Below are 15,457 nucleotides of genomic sequence, written 5' to 3'. Positions count from 1 at the left end.
AAAGAAAATTTGTGGATAAAATAAAAATATGGGTATGGATGGTGAAAAAATGCAAGCGATCGCTAATCTTACTTTGCAAGCAGAACGGTTTCGAGAACTACAAGATCAATTACAACTGTTAGGTCTAAATAATGCTGATCCTCTAGAACAAGATGATCAAGATATTCTAGTGATCCCTTCTTTTAGTATTGATCAACGAGTGGGTCAAAAAGTCGCTGGTTTTCTCCACTACGAAGAACGCTTACTCTTTTCTTTGATTCGTCTCAGAAATCCCAAAACCCGATTAATTTACGTCACATCACAACCCCTTTCTCAGATGAGCGTAGATTATTATTTACAATTACTACCTGGGATTCCGTTTTCTCATGCTCGAAATCGTTTATTATTACTAACCACCTACGATAATTCTTTTAGACCCCTCACCGAAAAAATCTTAGAACGTCCGCGCTTAGTAGAACGAATTCGTAAAGCTTTACGCCCTGGCAAATCTTATATGGTTTGTTTTAATTCTACCAATTTAGAACAAGAATTATCGCTACAATTAGATGTTCCTTTATTAGCTTCGAGTCCTCACTTAAATTACTGGGGTTCTAAGAGTGGAAGTCGAGAAATTTTTGCAGAATGCGAGATCCCTTTTCCTGATGGTAGCTTCTTAGTTGATACCGTAGACCAATTAATTTTAGAAACGGCTAAATTATGGGAACGTCAACCCTCACTGAAACGAATGGTAGTCAAACTCAATGAAGGGTTTTCGGGTGAAGGAAATGCAGTTTTAGATTTACGTCCCATCACAAAAGAAATAGATATTTCTACAACAACTCTAGAAGACAAACAATATTTAATTGAAAAACAACTCGAAAAATTAAGCTTTCAAGCAGCCGAGGAAACTTGGGAAACCTTTTCAAGTCGAATACCCGAACTTGGTGCCATTGTTGAAGCATTTATCGAAGGAGAAGAAAAAAGATCCCCCAGTGTACAAGGTTATATCAGTCCGATGGGACAAGTCGAAATACTTTCTACCCATGATCAAATTTTAGGTGGGCCAGACGGACAAATTTATCTCGGTTGTAAATTTCCCGCCGATGATGCTTATCGCTTAAAATTACAAGAAATTGGCTTAAAAGTCGGAGAAGCTTTAGCGAAAAAAGGTGCGATGGAACGATACGGAGTTGATTTTGTCGCTGTACAAGACCCCATTACTTTAGCATGGGATCTAGAAGCCATTGAAATTAATCTTCGTAAAGGAGGCACTACCCACCCCTTTATGACCCTAAAATTGTTGACCAATGGTAAATACAATTACGAAACGGGTTTGTTTTTGAGCCAACAAAATGAAGAAAAATATTACATAGCTTCCGATAATCTCTATAAACCTCAATATAAAGGTTTACTCTCCGATGATTTAATGGATATTATTACCGAAAATCAGTTACATTTTGATAGTAGTAGTAAAACAGGAACCGTTTTTCATCTAATGGGTGCTTTGTCAGAGTTCGGCAAAGTGGGACTAACTTGTATTGGAGATTCTTGGGAAGAAGCAGAAACAATCTATCGTCGTGTAGAAGAAGTATTAGATAGAGAAACAGAAGCGATGAAAAATGCCTGTTCTTTTAATTTATCTTCAAATGCACCGATTAATTGGACTCGTTAAGCCAAAAGTGACGTTTTATGTTGAAACTATAGCTTTCTGTTTTATCAAAAAGTAAAAGTAAAAACTTATATTTAAGAAAGCCGCTCAGAAGTAAGACGATTTTTGAGTTTAAAAATTAAAGATAAATTTTAAAAGTAAAATAGCTTTCAATGGAGTCAGGGTTAATCATTAAGGTACTTAAAAAAAAGCATGGAAAAACACGATATTGTAGTCATTGGTGCTTCTGCTGGAGGAGTAGAAGCCATTAAACAGTTAGTACAGACTATACCAGAAGATATTCCAGCTGCTATCTTTGTCGTGATACACATTCCACCGAGAGGAAGAAGTAGACTTCCTGAAATTATAAACCGCTTTGGCTCAATTAAAGCCTATCACCCAAAAGACGGTGATCCGATTCAAAACGGACAGATTTATATTGCGCCACCCGATTATCATTTAGTTATTAAGAATGGTTACATTCGATTGACACGCGGGCCAAAAGAAAATCATACGCGCCCCGCTGTTGATGTTTTATTCCGCACTGCCGCCAAAGTATACGGGCCTAGAGTCGTCGCCACCTTGCTATCGGGAACACTAGATGATGGAACAGCAGGATTAATTGCTGTCGAACAACGTGGCGGTTTAACCATTGTCCAAAACCCAGAAGAAGCGTTGTTTGATGGAATGCCGAAAAACGCCATCAAAAATGATCACGTTGATTATGTATTAAATGTAGCTGAAATCTCACCCCTATTAATAAAGTTAGCCAACCAACCGATTGAAATATCAGAGGTAGAGCCAGTGTCTAACGATATGGAAATAGAAACGGATATGGCAGAATTAGAACTAGAGGCGATGCAGAAAATGGAACGCCCTGGCCAACCGTCACCCTATGCTTGTCCTGACTGTGGTGGAGTCTTGTGGGAACTCGATGAAGACAAGATCATGCGTTTTCGTTGTCGCACAGGTCACGCTTATTCGCCTCATAGCCTTATTGCATCTCAATCTGAACAATTAGAAGAAGCGTTTTGGAATGCACTCAGAGCCTTAGAAGAAAAAGCAGATCTAACCTTCAAAATGGCAAAACAAGCCGAAACAAACAATCGTCCCTATTCTGCAAAACGTTTTCGACAACAAGGAGAAGATGCGAAAGATAGAGCAAGTCTCGTTCGACAACTGCTCCTCAGAGAAGAAGGCAATGAAAACTTATCAACGAGTAATAATCAGTTGACTCGGACTGATAACGCTAATATCGATTTATCAGAAGACGAGTTAGCCCAACACGATCATACTATACAGCTTTATAAGAGCGAAAATCTTTTAAATACCGAAAATAGTTTAAACTTGAAAATCGTTGCTTTGTGTGCATCCGCAGGTGGGGTAAACGCTTTAGGTGAAATTCTCTCGGGACTAAATGTAGATTTTCCCGCCCCAGTGGTCATCGTACAGCATCTCGCTCGCCAATACCCAAGCCAACTGGCTAATATCCTGAGTCGACGTACTCAATTAAAGGTAAAACAAGCAGAAACAGGGGATAAACTAACACCAGGACAGGTCTACATCGCGCCACCCGATCAACATCTTTTGATCAACCCCAATCAAACGATTTCACTCTCTCAAGCCGAATTAGTGAACTTTTTGCGGCCAAGCGGGGATTTATTACTAGAATCTGTGGCAGCTAGTTTTCAAGAACAGGCGATCGCTGTTATTCTAACAGGTACGGGTTCAGATGGAGCAATGGGCATCCAAGCGATTAAAAAAATGAATGGTTTTGTCATTGCACAAGACAGAACGACCTCGGAGTATTTCGGAATGCCGAAAGCCGCCATTAATACGGAATGTGTCGATCAAATTGTTCCCTTGAATGAAATTGCTTCTTTTTTAATCAATTTAGTGGATAAAGATGAGTAACTCAGAGCAGAACTCAGCAGGCTTAGAATCATTGCTCACCTACATCAAACGAGCTCGAGGATTTGATTTTACAGGCTATAAACGGGCTAGTCTGATGCGTCGAGTCCGAAAACGGATGCAAGTGATCGGTGTCGATGATTTTAGCGACTATTTAGATCACCTAGAAGTCCACCCGCAAGAATTTTCTGAGTTATTTAATACAATACTAATCAATGTAACTTCTTTTTTCCGCGATCGCCCAGCCGGGGACTATATCAGTAGCGAAATCATTCCCCGCATTGTTGAACGCAAAAAAAATAACGAACTCATTCGAGTTTGGACGGCAGGATGTGCATTGGGTCAAGAAGCCTATACCTTAACCATGATTCTAGCAGAGACACTGGGAATAGAGACATTTAAAAATCGAGTCAAAATTTATGCGACTGATCTCGATGAGGAAGCACTTAACGTAGCCCGCTATGCGTCTTACAGTGCAAAAGAAATCGCTAGTGTTCCAGAAGAACTTCTTGATAAATATTTTGACCAGACTAATGGTAACTATACATTTCGTAAAGATTTACGTCGTAGCGTCATCTTTGGCCGTCATAATTTAGTTCATGATGCGCCCATCTCTCGCATTGATCTGCTGGTCTGTCGTAACACCTTGATGTATTTTAATGCAGAATCCCAAGCTCGAATCATTAGCCGTTTTCACTTTGCCCTCAATGACAATGGCTTTCTTTTTTTGGGTAAAGCAGAAATGCTCTTGAGCCATAGTAACTTTTTTACGCCAGTAGACCTAAAATTGCGGATTTTTAGCCAGATGCCGCGAGCCAATATGCGATCGCGTATACTGCTGATCAACAATGAAAGTGAAGATGAGGAGGGTAGTTATTTGTCTCGACACGTTCGTCTAAGAGATGCGAGTTTTGATGCTAACCCTGTTGCTCAAATTGTTGTTGATGTTAATAGTCTTTTAATATTAGCCAACGAACGAGCAAGAAACTTATTTGGACTGGTGACGAGAGATATTAATCGCCCCCTACAAGATTTAGAATTGTCTTACCGCCCTGTTGAGTTACGCTCTTGTCTTGAGCAAGTTTATAGTGAATGCCGCATCATCACCCTCAAAGATGTGGAATGGACACCAAATTCGGGAGAGACACAATATTATGATGTGCAGTTAGCCCCCCTGTTTGACCTCAATGGCAGTTTGATGGGGGCGACGATTACTTTTACCGATGTATCTGGGTTTAAGCGTCTGCAAGAGGAACTCGAACACTCGAACCAAGAGCTAGAAATGGCGTATGAGGAATTACAATCGACTAATGAAGAATTAGAAACCACTAATGAGGAATTACAATCCTCTAATGAAGAATTAGAAACCACTAACGAGGAATTGCAGTCTACTAACGAAGAGTTAGAAACGATAAACGAGGAATTACAATCCTCTAATGAAGAATTACAAACCCTCAATGAAGAACTGCACCGACGCACGACCGAACTTAACTCAGCAAATTCCTTTTTGTCATCTATCTTAGGGAGTATGCAGGGTGGTGTGATAGTAATCGATCAAGATTTGCGGATCTTAATCTGGAATGACAAGGCTGAGGATTTGTGGGGTTTACGGGGTGATGAAGTGCAGGGAACGTATTTTCTTAATTTGGATATCGGTTTATCTGTCGATCCAATTTTACCGCTGATACGGAATTGTCTGGCTGCCAATGAGCCAACAGAAGTTATCTTAGACGCGGTTAACCGTCGCGGTAAAGCTATTCAATGTCGAGTTAATTTTACACCCCTGATTGACAATCGACAAACAATCCAAGGGGTAATTTTATTGATGGAAGAACAAAAAAACAATTAAATACTACACTGCGATTACATATTGATTACGCCCTTGTTGTTTAGCCTGATATAAAGCCATATCTGCTTGTTGAATTAAGAGATCTGGCGATCGCTCTTGTGGAACTACACAGGCGATCCCAAAACTAACCGTCACCCAATCACTAACAGGAGATGCTTGATGGGGAATTTTTAGAGAAAGAATCAGATCGTGAATTCGATTCGCGACCTCGATCGCACCTTCTCGGTTAATATTGGGTAAAATCACGGCAAATTCTTCACCCCCATAACGCGCTACCAAATCTGCGGGACGATAAACCGCTTTTTGCACCGTTTGAGCAATTGTACTTAAACATTCATCCCCTTTTTGATGCCCGTAGAAATCGTTATAGAGTTTAAAATAATCCACATCAAACAAAATCAGCGATAAGGGTTGCTGTTCTCTTTGTAGACGCTGCCATTCTTTGATAAAAACCTGATCGAAACAGCGACGGTTAGCAATTTCGGTCAAAGAATCGATATTGACGAGGTGTTTTAGATCTCGATTAATTCGTCTTAACTCAAATTGAGCTTGACGTAAAGCGTCTTCTGTGCGTTTACGCTCTGTAATATTGTGTAAAATACAAAGCGTCCTGATAAATCGGCCGTTTTCATCCCATTGACTGCGACTTTCTAGGAAAACGATAATTAATTCACCGTTTTTAGTCATGAGTTCCAGTTCTAAGCGCATTATCTCAGCGTTTTTGCAATTGGCAAGTTTTTCTGAAAAATACGGCTTGATTTCGGGTGACCAAAACTCGCCAAAACTTTTCCCTATCAGTTCATCACTGGTATAGCCTAATAAATTACACAGTTCAGCGTTAACATCAAGGATTAGCCCTTGCTCATCTAAGGACTGATAGGCGACAGGTGAATGTTCAAACATACTCCGAAAATCAGCCTCACTCTGGCGCAGGATTTCTGCTGTTTTTTTTCGTTCCCAAAGCTTTTGTTTCAGTAGCAAGTTAGCCGCCTCAATGCGTTTGCGCTCACTAATATCTCGAATTAACCAAAGCCAACTTTTAGTACAATTCTCTTGAGCTTGAAAACCAGATACAGTAATCGCTACCTCTATTAGATTACTGTATCGAGTTTTTAGACATATTTCCCATTCAGACGTTTTTTCACCTCTCACTAACTGATTGAGTTTAGCGAAAAAAAACGCTTGATCCCCAGAAGGAACAAAAAGTGTTAGGGGTTTACCAACTAAAAAAGCTTGAGGAATTTTGAATAACTCAGCAGCAGCGCGGTTTGCCTGTTGAATTCGTCCAAATTCATCGGTGACGAGATAGCCATCGGGAGCTAATTCAAACAAATCCTGATAACGTTGACGTTCGATTTCGACTTGAGTACGAGTGTATTGTATTTCTTGATTTTGTTGTAGTAGTTCTTCTTGAGCAATATTTAACTCTTCTACAGCAACAATCAGTTCTTCAAGAGACTCTGCAACCATTTCGGGGGGTAATTCAGATAGAGACATCACATATTGATAAAAATTAGTGAGTAAAATATATTTTCTTTCAAAATCGTGTTTAATCAGATTTATGTCCATTTTTACCGTGTTTTTAAAGTTAGATCTTAAAGCTGTGAATTGATATACTAAGAACTACAAGCAGATCAGCCATGTTTCTAAATTTTTTGATTAAATCAATAATATAGTTCAAGCTATAAAGCGATATTTATCCATTTTTCAAGTTTTTATGGTAAATGAATCAAATTGATGGCTGATTGCTAGCTAAATCTTAATATTGCTGTTTTTTGATAATGTTGTAGCCTTATTGTCTATCTACAATCAACATATAAGACAGAAGACAACAGAAATAAGCTTGAGAATTTCAATAGATAGAGATCTATATCAACGATTTCTATCCAAAAGTATATTAAAAATATCAGTAAATCAATAATAATTTAGTTAAACTATAACTTCTTTCAGATTATTTGCAAGATTATCAATAATAATCCACAATAATCGTCAATTTTAGTTAAAAATATGAAATCAAATTCAATATTTCAAAAATTTCAAAAGAATCACGCTAAAATTATTGATTTTGCTCAAGAAATCAAGTCGCTATCAGAATTCCCCCCCGAAATAGTTGCAGAATCTCTTGAAGAACTCACCGTTGCTATGGAGGAGTTAAATGTTGCTCAAGAAGAACTACTACAACAAAATCAAGAAATAGAACAAGTTCGTACTAAAATTGAAATCCAAAGTCAACGTTATCAAGATTTGTTTGAATTAGCCCCCGATGGCTATCTAGTGACCGATAAAGCGGGAAATATTCAACAGGCGAATCGCGCAGCTAGTGAATTATTTAAGGTTTCCCAGCAGTTTCTAGCTGGTAAACCCTTATCGATTTTCGTTCCCCCCGCAGATCGAGCGTTTTTTCGCGCTAAACTCAATAAGGTAGTTGAAGGGTTAAAAGTTGCTGAATGGGAAATCCGTTTAAAACCCCGTCATGGTGATATTTTTGTAGCGGCTATCACTGTATCTAGTTTTCGCTCTGAGGAAAATAATACTAGCAATTGGCTTTGGCTGATTCGTGATATTACTGAGCGCAAACAAACCGAAATCGCTCTGAGGAAAATGCACATCACAGAGACGGCTAACCGTATCTTGTTCCAAGAGCTTAAGATCCAGCAACAATTAGAAATAGCCTTGCGAGAGAGTGAATCTCGTTTTCGCTACATTTTTGAAGAGGTGGGCGTTTCAATTTGGGAAGAAAATTTTACTCAAGTGAAAGCCGCACTCCAAACCCTTCAAGCTCAAGGCGTAGAAGACCTTCGCCAATATTTAACCGAACATCCAGAATTTATCCAAGAAGCCATTAACCTGATACAGGTACTGGATGTGAATTCCACGACAGTACAGATGTTTGAAGCCGAAAGTAAAGAGCAACTCTTGGTATCACTGCCACAAATTTGTTTACCTGAAACCGTTGAAATCTTTATCGATGAACTGGTGGCTATTGCTGCTGGCTGTACGCTTTTTTCTGGGGAAACAGTTGTACAAACTTTGACTGGTAAGCCGATGAATGTCCTATTTACGATAAAATTTCCCTCGGTGAATGATCTATCTGAGCGCGTGATTGTGACTCTGTTTGATATTAGCGATCGTAAAAGAGCCGAACAACTTCTCACTCAACAAGCTGAAGACCTACAACAATTAAACGTATCTCTAACCCAAACCAGTCAACTCCTCATTGAACGCAACCAAGAATTAGATCGTTTTGTCTATATTGTCTCCCATGATCTTAAAGCACCTTTGCGGGCGATTAGCAATCTCTCGACATGGCTTGCTGAAGATCTCAGCCAAGAATTGAGCGACAACAGCTTACATCAGATTACACTGCTACAGCAACGGGTACAGCGCATGGAAGATCTGATCGATGGTCTATTAGTCTATTCTCGTGCAGGTCGTAATGAAACGGAAAGTCAGATGATAGATGTCGCTGAGTTAGTAGACGAGATCCTTGATTCTTTAGCTCCTCCTGCTACTTTTAATATTATTGTGGCGAACAATTTACCAAGGATTTTTGCTAAACGGTTGCTGTTGTCACAAGTATTTTCTAATCTGATTAGTAATGCAATTAAACATCACGATCGCGTTGACGGACATATTCATATTTCTAGTATGGAGCAACCCGAATATTGTGTGTTTAGTATTGCAGATGATGGGCCTGGGATCGCACCCGAACACTATCAACGAGTTTTTGATATTTTTCAAACCCTCAAAGCCAGTAATAATAATGAAAATACGGGAATCGGATTATCGATCGTCAAAAAAATTACAGAAGCAGAAGGCGGTGAAATCTGGCTAGAATCTGAACTCGGAAAAGGCACTACTTTTTATTTTACTTGGCTAAAGCATAGTCAGTGAAGGTATAAACAATGACCTCACCCCGCCTTCGGCACCCCTCCAATAAATAAATAAATTCCTCTAACGTTCCCCCTCAATAAATAAACAAAAGACCAAAAAAACCTGCTAATTGTTTCTGAAACCTGTTTTTGGTCAAGCCGTTTATAATATTTAGAATATACATGGTGTGAGAATATTTATGGCTGTTCAATTAAAACAAGCTCTAGTCGTCGGCTCATATATTATTAAACAAAGACTAACAGGGCGTAAACGATTTCCTTTAGTATTAATGCTAGAGCCACTATTTCGCTGTAATCTAGCTTGTTCTGGCTGTGGAAAAATTCAGCATCCACCCGAAATATTAGTCCGTAATTTAACCCCCGAAGAATGTTTTGCAGCAGTCGAAGAATGTGGGGTGCCAGTCGTTTCGATTCCAGGCGGTGAACCCTTACTCCATCCACAAATCGATGAAATTGTTAAAGGATTGGTACAACGGAAAAAGTTTATTTACCTATGTACTAATGCTATTTTATTAGAGAAAAGTTTAGATAAATTTGAGCCGTCACCTTATTTAACATTTAGTGTACATTTAGACGGTTTGCGAGAACATCATGATCAATGTGTAGATCGTCAAGGTGTATTTGATAAAGCAGTTGCCGCGATTAAAGCAGCCTTAGCCAAAGGTTTTCGAGTCACAACTAATACAACAATTTTTGAGGGCAGTAACTATCAAGAAATGCAAGAATTTTTTGATTTCTTAGCTACTCTGGGTGTAGATGGCATGATGATTTCCCCTGGCTATAGTTATGAATGGGCCCCCGATCAAAATCATTTCCTAAAACGTGAGCAAACTAAAGCATTATTCCGTCAAATCCTAGAACCTTGGAAATCTGGCAAAAAACGCTGGAATTTTAATCATAATCCTCTCTTTTTAGATTTCTTAATGGGAGATAAAGATTATGAATGCACTCCCTGGGGCAGTCCAAGTTACAGTGTTTTAGGTTGGCAAAAACCTTGTTATCTACTTAATGAAGGACATTATAAAACCTTTAAAGAATTGATGGAAGCAACGAACTGGGAAAACTACGGCCGTCAAAGTGGTAACCCTCAATGCGCTGATTGTATGGTACATTGCGGCTATGAACCTACGGCAGCAGTTGAAGCATTAAAACTCGAAAATATGGGACGTGCTGTTAGTAGTTTATTTGCTTAGAATTTCTTCCCTCTAAAAAGTAAAACGTTAGAGGGAATCAAACTTTTAAAAACGAATTGACTAAAGGCGGACATTTAGAATTTAGAGTTTTACGAAAAGGACGATCGCACTCTCAACCTAAAAACGAGTCAAAAAAACAGATAGGATAATATAAATAGCCTTGCGCTCTCATTGAACAGAAGCTCATGCAACTGAATGTCACTTTAGTCCTATGAATTTAATTACATTAGAAAATTACCTCGATAACGCCTCATTTTTGATCCTGTTTCTCACCATGTTGATTTATTGGGGAGGGGCTGCATTTCCTGGAATAGCTTATCTACAAACCCTCGGAACCACAGGTGTCAGTCTTGCTAGTCTCTGCATTGCCCATTACTCGGCGCACGTTGGTTAGAAGCGGGTTATTTTCCCATCAGTAATCTTTATGAGTCTCTTTTCTTCCTAGCATGGGGTGTCACGGTGGCTCATTTACTCGCAGAATGGATGAGTCGCAGTCGTTTAGTGGGTGTTGTTACTACACCAGTCGCAATGGCTATTACTGCTTTTGCTGCTTTGTCTTTACCCCAAGATATGCAAGCGTCTGCCCCCCTAGTTCCTGCTTTAAAATCAAACTGGTTGATGATGCACGTCAGCGTCATGATGATTAGTTATGCGGCTTTGATGGTAGGATCATTACTGGCGATCGCATTTTTAGTAGTTACTAGAGGTCAAGAAATTGAGTTACGTGGTAGTTCAGTGGGAACAGGTGGCTATCGTCTGAAAAAGTCTCTTTCTACAACAAATGATGCTACTTTAAATACTAATGTCGGGTCTGGCAATACTGCGGTGATGACTGCTGTTAGTCCAACCACTGCAATTAATACACTTTCGCCACAACGTTTAAGTATTGCTGATACCCTAGATAATATTAGTTATCGCATTATTGGTTTAGGCTTTCCGCTACTCACGATTGGTATTATTGCGGGTGCAGTATGGGCTAATGAAGCGTGGGGATCTTATTGGAGTTGGGACCCTAAAGAAACTTGGGCGTTTATTACTTGGCTTGTTTTCGCTGCTTATCTTCATTCTCGCATCACTAGAGGATGGCAAGGGCGCAAACCTGCAATACTCGCCGCTAGTGGTTTTGTCGTCGTTTGGGTGTGTTACCTCGGTGTGAATTTATTGGGTAAAGGTCTACATTCTTATGGCTGGTTTTTTTAATTAGCGAATTTAGGCAGTACGGTGATTCAAAAAAGAAAGACGAGGTTTTCTCGTAACATTTTTTGATAAAGGTTTGTAAACTATAAACTAATTAGCTCTTAATGAATCAGCAACAGATTAATGAAAAAACTACTCACCGTAGAAAAAGCCTTACTGTTTGGTCACATTCTTTCGATGGCGTTTGGTTTAGCAGGTTTGCTGCTGGTATTACCAAACCCTGACTTTGTCACCAGTCTGCCTGAAATTGGTCAAACTGCCTTTAGATGGTCAATGGTTGGCGGTGGTGTTGTCTACATGGTATTAGGAATGGCAGCCGTTGCCCTTTATTCGTTTCGTACTTTAAGTGTATGGCACACGCTAGGATTTATGATTCCTGCTGTCGGACTATCTCTAGGTAGTGAATTACTAGGGACAAGTACGGGGTTTCCCTTTGGCCATTATCGCTACCTCGATGGTCTAGGCTATAAAATTGCTGGTCTAGTCCCGTTTACAATTCCTTTATCTTGGTATTATTTGGGATTTAGTGCCTATCTCATTGCGCGGGCAGCTTTTGCTAATTGGTCAGTTCCAGAATGGGTCAAAAAAATTAGCGCGATCGCCATTGGTGCAGTTTTGCTAACTTCTTGGGATTTTGTCCTAGATCCAGCAATGAGTCAAACTACCTTACCGTTTTGGGTTTGGGAACAACCGGGAGCTTTTTTCGGTATGCCCTATCAAAATTTTGCGGGTTGGTTTGGTACAGGATGCGTGTTTATGACGGTAGCTACCTTAATATGGCAAATTAAACCCATTCCATTCCCTAATCAATCGTTAGGATTACCCCTAGTGATGTATTTAGGAAATTTTGCCTTTGCGATGGTAATGAGTTTAGCGGCTCAAATTTATATACCGATCTTTTTGGGACTGCTGACAGGTGTTCTTCCAGTGTTAGTTCTCTATAAACTTGCGTCTGAACCTGAAACTCCTGCCCAAGTTCCTGCGCTAGCGACGGTAAGCGTTCCAGTCGGAACTAAATAACCTCAGTTTTAATTTCTTGGTTTAATCAGCAATAAATGACCTCATCTCCTTAAATACTCTGGGGGTGAGGTCAAACTACAAAAAGTCAATCTGCTTAGTAGAGACACTCTTTCATAGCATCCCTACCCTTTAATTTATCCTAGACTTTTCTTGAGATGTTCTTGGATTTTTTGTTTATTTTGTTTTTCCCCATCATTGGTGACATTTTTAAAATCATCACTACTGAGATTTAGGTGATCCATAACTCGTCTTTTGCGGTTTTCCACCTTGGGTACGGGTGGTGGGGCAACGAAGGGTTTTTCGGGTTCAAGTGATGGAGTAATGCCAGAACTGGGGGAATTTTTTTTAGTGGTCGAGGATGTATACTTAATACCTCCAACACTTTGATTAAGATGCTCCCAGATCTTTTTTTTACGATCGTCTGCGGCCATAGTTGATAGTGTTCCTACAAAGAGCAAGTTTATCGTTTTGTAACCTATCTCTAGTTGTAACGATTATTTAAGAAGAAGGGAACGGCCAAAGCATATATATTGAAATTAATCAATGAAAGATCGACAAACGATGAAAAAAACAAAAAATTTTTCTTTGATTTTCTTAAACCTAAGTCTGAGTGTTACTTTTCCCAAATAAGAAGAATGCAAAACCTACATCTGTTCGGTTCTTTCCTCTTCTAAGTAGGGTTACGAGCGTACCAGAAAACGATAAGATGATCAGTGTGGTCTAAGCGAATAGGGAAACGACTCGTGTTATCATCCATTATTGCTGATTATCGCATTGTCTTTGAGCGAGATCCTGCTGCACGCAATGGGCTAGAAGTTCTCTTATGTTATCCGGGGTTACACGCTTTGTGGCTATATCGGCTGGCACACGGGTTATATACTCTGGGTCTTCCTTTGATTCCTCGCCTCATTTCTCATCTGGCTCGTTTCTTGACTGGAATTGAAATTCACCCAGGGGCAAAAATTGGTAAAGGAGTTTTTATCGATCATGGCATGGGTGTCGTGATTGGCGAAACTGCGATCGTCGGAGATTATGCCCTCATTTATCAAGGCGTTACTTTAGGGGGAACGGGTAAAGAAAGCGGTAAACGTCACCCCACCCTTGGCGAGAATGTCGTTGTCGGTGCTGGTGCTAAAGTTTTAGGTAATATTATTCTTGGTAATAATGTCCGTATCGGCGCAGGTTCAGTAGTTCTTAAAGATGTTCCCTCAGACTGTACGGTTGTAGGTGTTCCAGGGCGTTTAGTCTATCGTTCGGGTGTACGGATTAATCCTTTAGAACATGGTAATCTCCCCGACTCTGAAGCGGCTGCCATTCGTGCTTTAATGGATCGGATCGAGGCTTTAGAAAAAGAACTCGAAGAACTTAAACAAAATCAAGAAAAATCCGTTAAAACTGTATCCCATAAAGAATTAGCCACCGCGAGTTGCTGTTCTATTAATGAGAGGGATTTACGGGAGTTTTTAGACGGTTCAATTTAAGGATTAATTGACTTGACGCTCCATTCGTGCTGTTGATCAAGTTGATAATGAGATCGATTTTGCGGTTCACCCCGTAATTCTAAATGATCGACCTCAATCGAATCAAAAAGCAACAAGCCAAAATTAGGTAAAGGTTCATTGACTGAAGGAGTAGGAGGTAAAAAAGCCTCCTTTGCTTCTATTCTAGGTTGTTTCGGTTCTGGCCAAGCAAACTGTAATCGCGCCGCATTAGAAAGTTGTTGCCATATCTGAAGGCGAATCGATTGTAAGTTAGAATCGGCAGAAATAAGGGTTAATGTGCCAGTAAAGCGAAACTGTTCTCTAGTTTGACTAAAATACCAGCAAATTTCAGCCAAAGGCGAATTGTTAATTTGTTGAATCTTTTCGCTACGAAGATCGCTAATCATCTGGATTTGATTGGTTTGGTCTCTAAAACCTCGATAAACGACGGTTCTATTAGCAGGATATCCATTTTGGCGAATGGTGGCTAATTGGAAATAGCGGGATTGAGGTAGACTACGATTAAGATGTAAGGCACGAGCTAATGGCGCTCGCCAAAGAGCTAATTTTTCGGCTTCCATAAATTGATCCTAAAAATATTTCCTCTCTGAATGACAGAAAGGAAACGTTCAATGATGCTCAAAAAAAATTAAGGTTGGTTATGCTGAATGTCTCCATCTGAGACACCAAAATCAAATGGAGGATGATTTAAGGCAATCATTAGCTCTTCATCATCTACTTCACTTACTGATAACTGATTATGAGCGATTTGATGATTGAATGATGATCGTCCTGGGAAAAGATAAAAAACACAAGCCATTGCGATCGCTGCTCCTAATGCGCTACTTAATGCTAATAAGCGTTGATTTCTTCTGCGATCTAGCTTTTGAAAAACTTGTGCTGATAATTGTTCATTCTTGTGAGCATCGATAGGAGTCGGAGCATATTGAGCCGACTGCTGCAATTTTGTTAGTTTACGATACAATTTTTGAAAGGATGGATCGGTGTCTAGCCACTGCTGTACTTGACGACGTTCAACGGCTGTGACTTCCCCATCTAGATAAGCACTCAATAACTCGAAACGCTCCATAGATACTGCATCAAAAGAATCTAGAAGAGAAGTATCTGCTAATGTTTCTGGTGGATCTTCGCTCTGATTTGGGTTAGGTAAGGACTGATGCTTGAGCGATTCAAATTCTTTCATGTTAACCTCACGCTTGGGAGTGAATTAAACACACTCTGCTACTAATGATGAACGAGTAGAGCTAATTTTCCCGTGATACTCC

Annotated in this window: 11 protein-coding genes and 1 pseudogene; 8 read left to right on the top strand and 4 right to left on the bottom strand. The window is 39.8% G+C overall.

What is annotated here, in order from left to right; translation table 11 throughout:
- Window positions 1–28: 28 nt before the first annotated feature.
- The 3 genes from CFPU101_RS16135 to CFPU101_RS16125 all read left to right on the top strand — a co-directional run bounded on the left by CFPU101_RS16135 (window position 29) and on the right by CFPU101_RS16125 (window position 5,387).
- Complete coding sequence (locus tag CFPU101_RS16135) at window positions 29–1,651, top strand: peptide ligase PGM1-related protein (RefSeq protein WP_242578036.1); 1,623 nt, start codon at window positions 29–31, stop codon at window positions 1,649–1,651.
- Between the two features lie 189 nt (window positions 1,652–1,840).
- On the top strand, window positions 1,841–3,541 hold the full coding sequence (locus CFPU101_RS16130; RefSeq protein ID WP_206816359.1) for a chemotaxis protein CheB: 1,701 nt from the start codon (window positions 1,841–1,843) through the stop codon (window positions 3,539–3,541).
- Window positions 3,534–5,387, top strand: a complete 1,854-nt coding sequence (locus CFPU101_RS16125) for a CheR family methyltransferase (protein ID WP_206816358.1) — start codon at window positions 3,534–3,536, stop codon at window positions 5,385–5,387. Before CFPU101_RS16130 ends, CFPU101_RS16125 begins: the two co-directional genes overlap by 8 nt.
- A 3-nt stretch (window positions 5,388–5,390) precedes the next feature.
- On the opposite strand, the gene CFPU101_RS16120 is transcribed toward CFPU101_RS16125, so the two are convergent.
- On the bottom strand, window positions 5,391–6,956 hold the full coding sequence (locus CFPU101_RS16120) for a diguanylate cyclase domain-containing protein (RefSeq protein ID WP_206816357.1): 1,566 nt from the start codon (window positions 6,954–6,956) through the stop codon (window positions 5,391–5,393).
- 438 nt (window positions 6,957–7,394) lie between these two features.
- Here CFPU101_RS16120 and CFPU101_RS16115 point away from each other — a divergent pair, with 438 nt between their 5' ends.
- From CFPU101_RS16115 to cruF, 4 genes and pseudogenes are all read left to right on the top strand, one after another.
- Window positions 7,395–9,281 carry an ATP-binding protein gene (locus tag CFPU101_RS16115; protein ID WP_206816356.1) on the top strand — a complete coding sequence of 629 codons (1,887 nt, stop codon included), beginning with the start codon at window positions 7,395–7,397 and terminating at the stop codon, window positions 9,279–9,281.
- 178 nt (window positions 9,282–9,459) lie between these two features.
- Window positions 9,460–10,473: an adenosyl-hopene transferase HpnH gene (gene hpnH, locus CFPU101_RS16110; protein WP_206816355.1), complete on the top strand. Its 1,014-nt coding sequence runs from the start codon at window positions 9,460–9,462 to the stop codon at window positions 10,471–10,473.
- Between the two features lie 211 nt (window positions 10,474–10,684).
- Window positions 10,685–11,673: pseudogene (gene ccsB / locus CFPU101_RS16105) on the top strand (c-type cytochrome biogenesis protein CcsB).
- A gap of 120 nt (window positions 11,674–11,793) precedes the next feature.
- On the top strand, window positions 11,794–12,690 hold the full coding sequence (gene cruF / locus CFPU101_RS16100; RefSeq protein WP_206816354.1) for a gamma-carotene 1'-hydroxylase CruF: 897 nt from the start codon (window positions 11,794–11,796) through the stop codon (window positions 12,688–12,690).
- A 134-nt stretch (window positions 12,691–12,824) separates the two neighbouring features.
- On the opposite strand, the gene CFPU101_RS16095 is transcribed toward cruF, so the two are convergent.
- Window positions 12,825–13,121, bottom strand: a complete 297-nt coding sequence (locus CFPU101_RS16095) for a hypothetical protein (protein WP_206816353.1) — start codon at window positions 13,119–13,121, stop codon at window positions 12,825–12,827.
- Between the two features lie 312 nt (window positions 13,122–13,433).
- Between CFPU101_RS16095 and cysE the strand changes: the two genes are divergently transcribed.
- Entirely contained in the window at window positions 13,434–14,171 is a 738-nt protein-coding gene (gene cysE / locus CFPU101_RS16090) for a serine O-acetyltransferase (protein ID WP_374191964.1), read from the top strand.
- Here cysE and CFPU101_RS16085 read toward each other — a convergent pair.
- On the bottom strand, window positions 14,168–14,752 hold the full coding sequence (locus tag CFPU101_RS16085) for an Npun_F5749 family FMN-dependent PPOX-type flavoprotein (RefSeq protein WP_206816352.1): 585 nt from the start codon (window positions 14,750–14,752) through the stop codon (window positions 14,168–14,170). The two genes, cysE and CFPU101_RS16085, sit on opposite strands and share 4 nt — an antisense overlap.
- A gap of 68 nt (window positions 14,753–14,820) precedes the next feature.
- A complete protein-coding gene (locus CFPU101_RS16080) occupies window positions 14,821–15,375 on the bottom strand; it encodes an anti-sigma factor (RefSeq protein WP_206816351.1) in 555 nt (184 codons plus the stop codon).
- Window positions 15,376–15,457: the final 82 nt, after the last annotated feature.

Origin of the sequence: Chroococcus sp. FPU101 (genome assembly GCF_017312365.1) — a bacterium.
Classification (GTDB): Bacteria; Cyanobacteriota; Cyanobacteriia; order Cyanobacteriales; family Microcystaceae; genus Chroococcus.
Note: the sequence above shows the minus strand (reverse complement) of the source record. Positions and strands in the feature narration are given on the sequence as shown.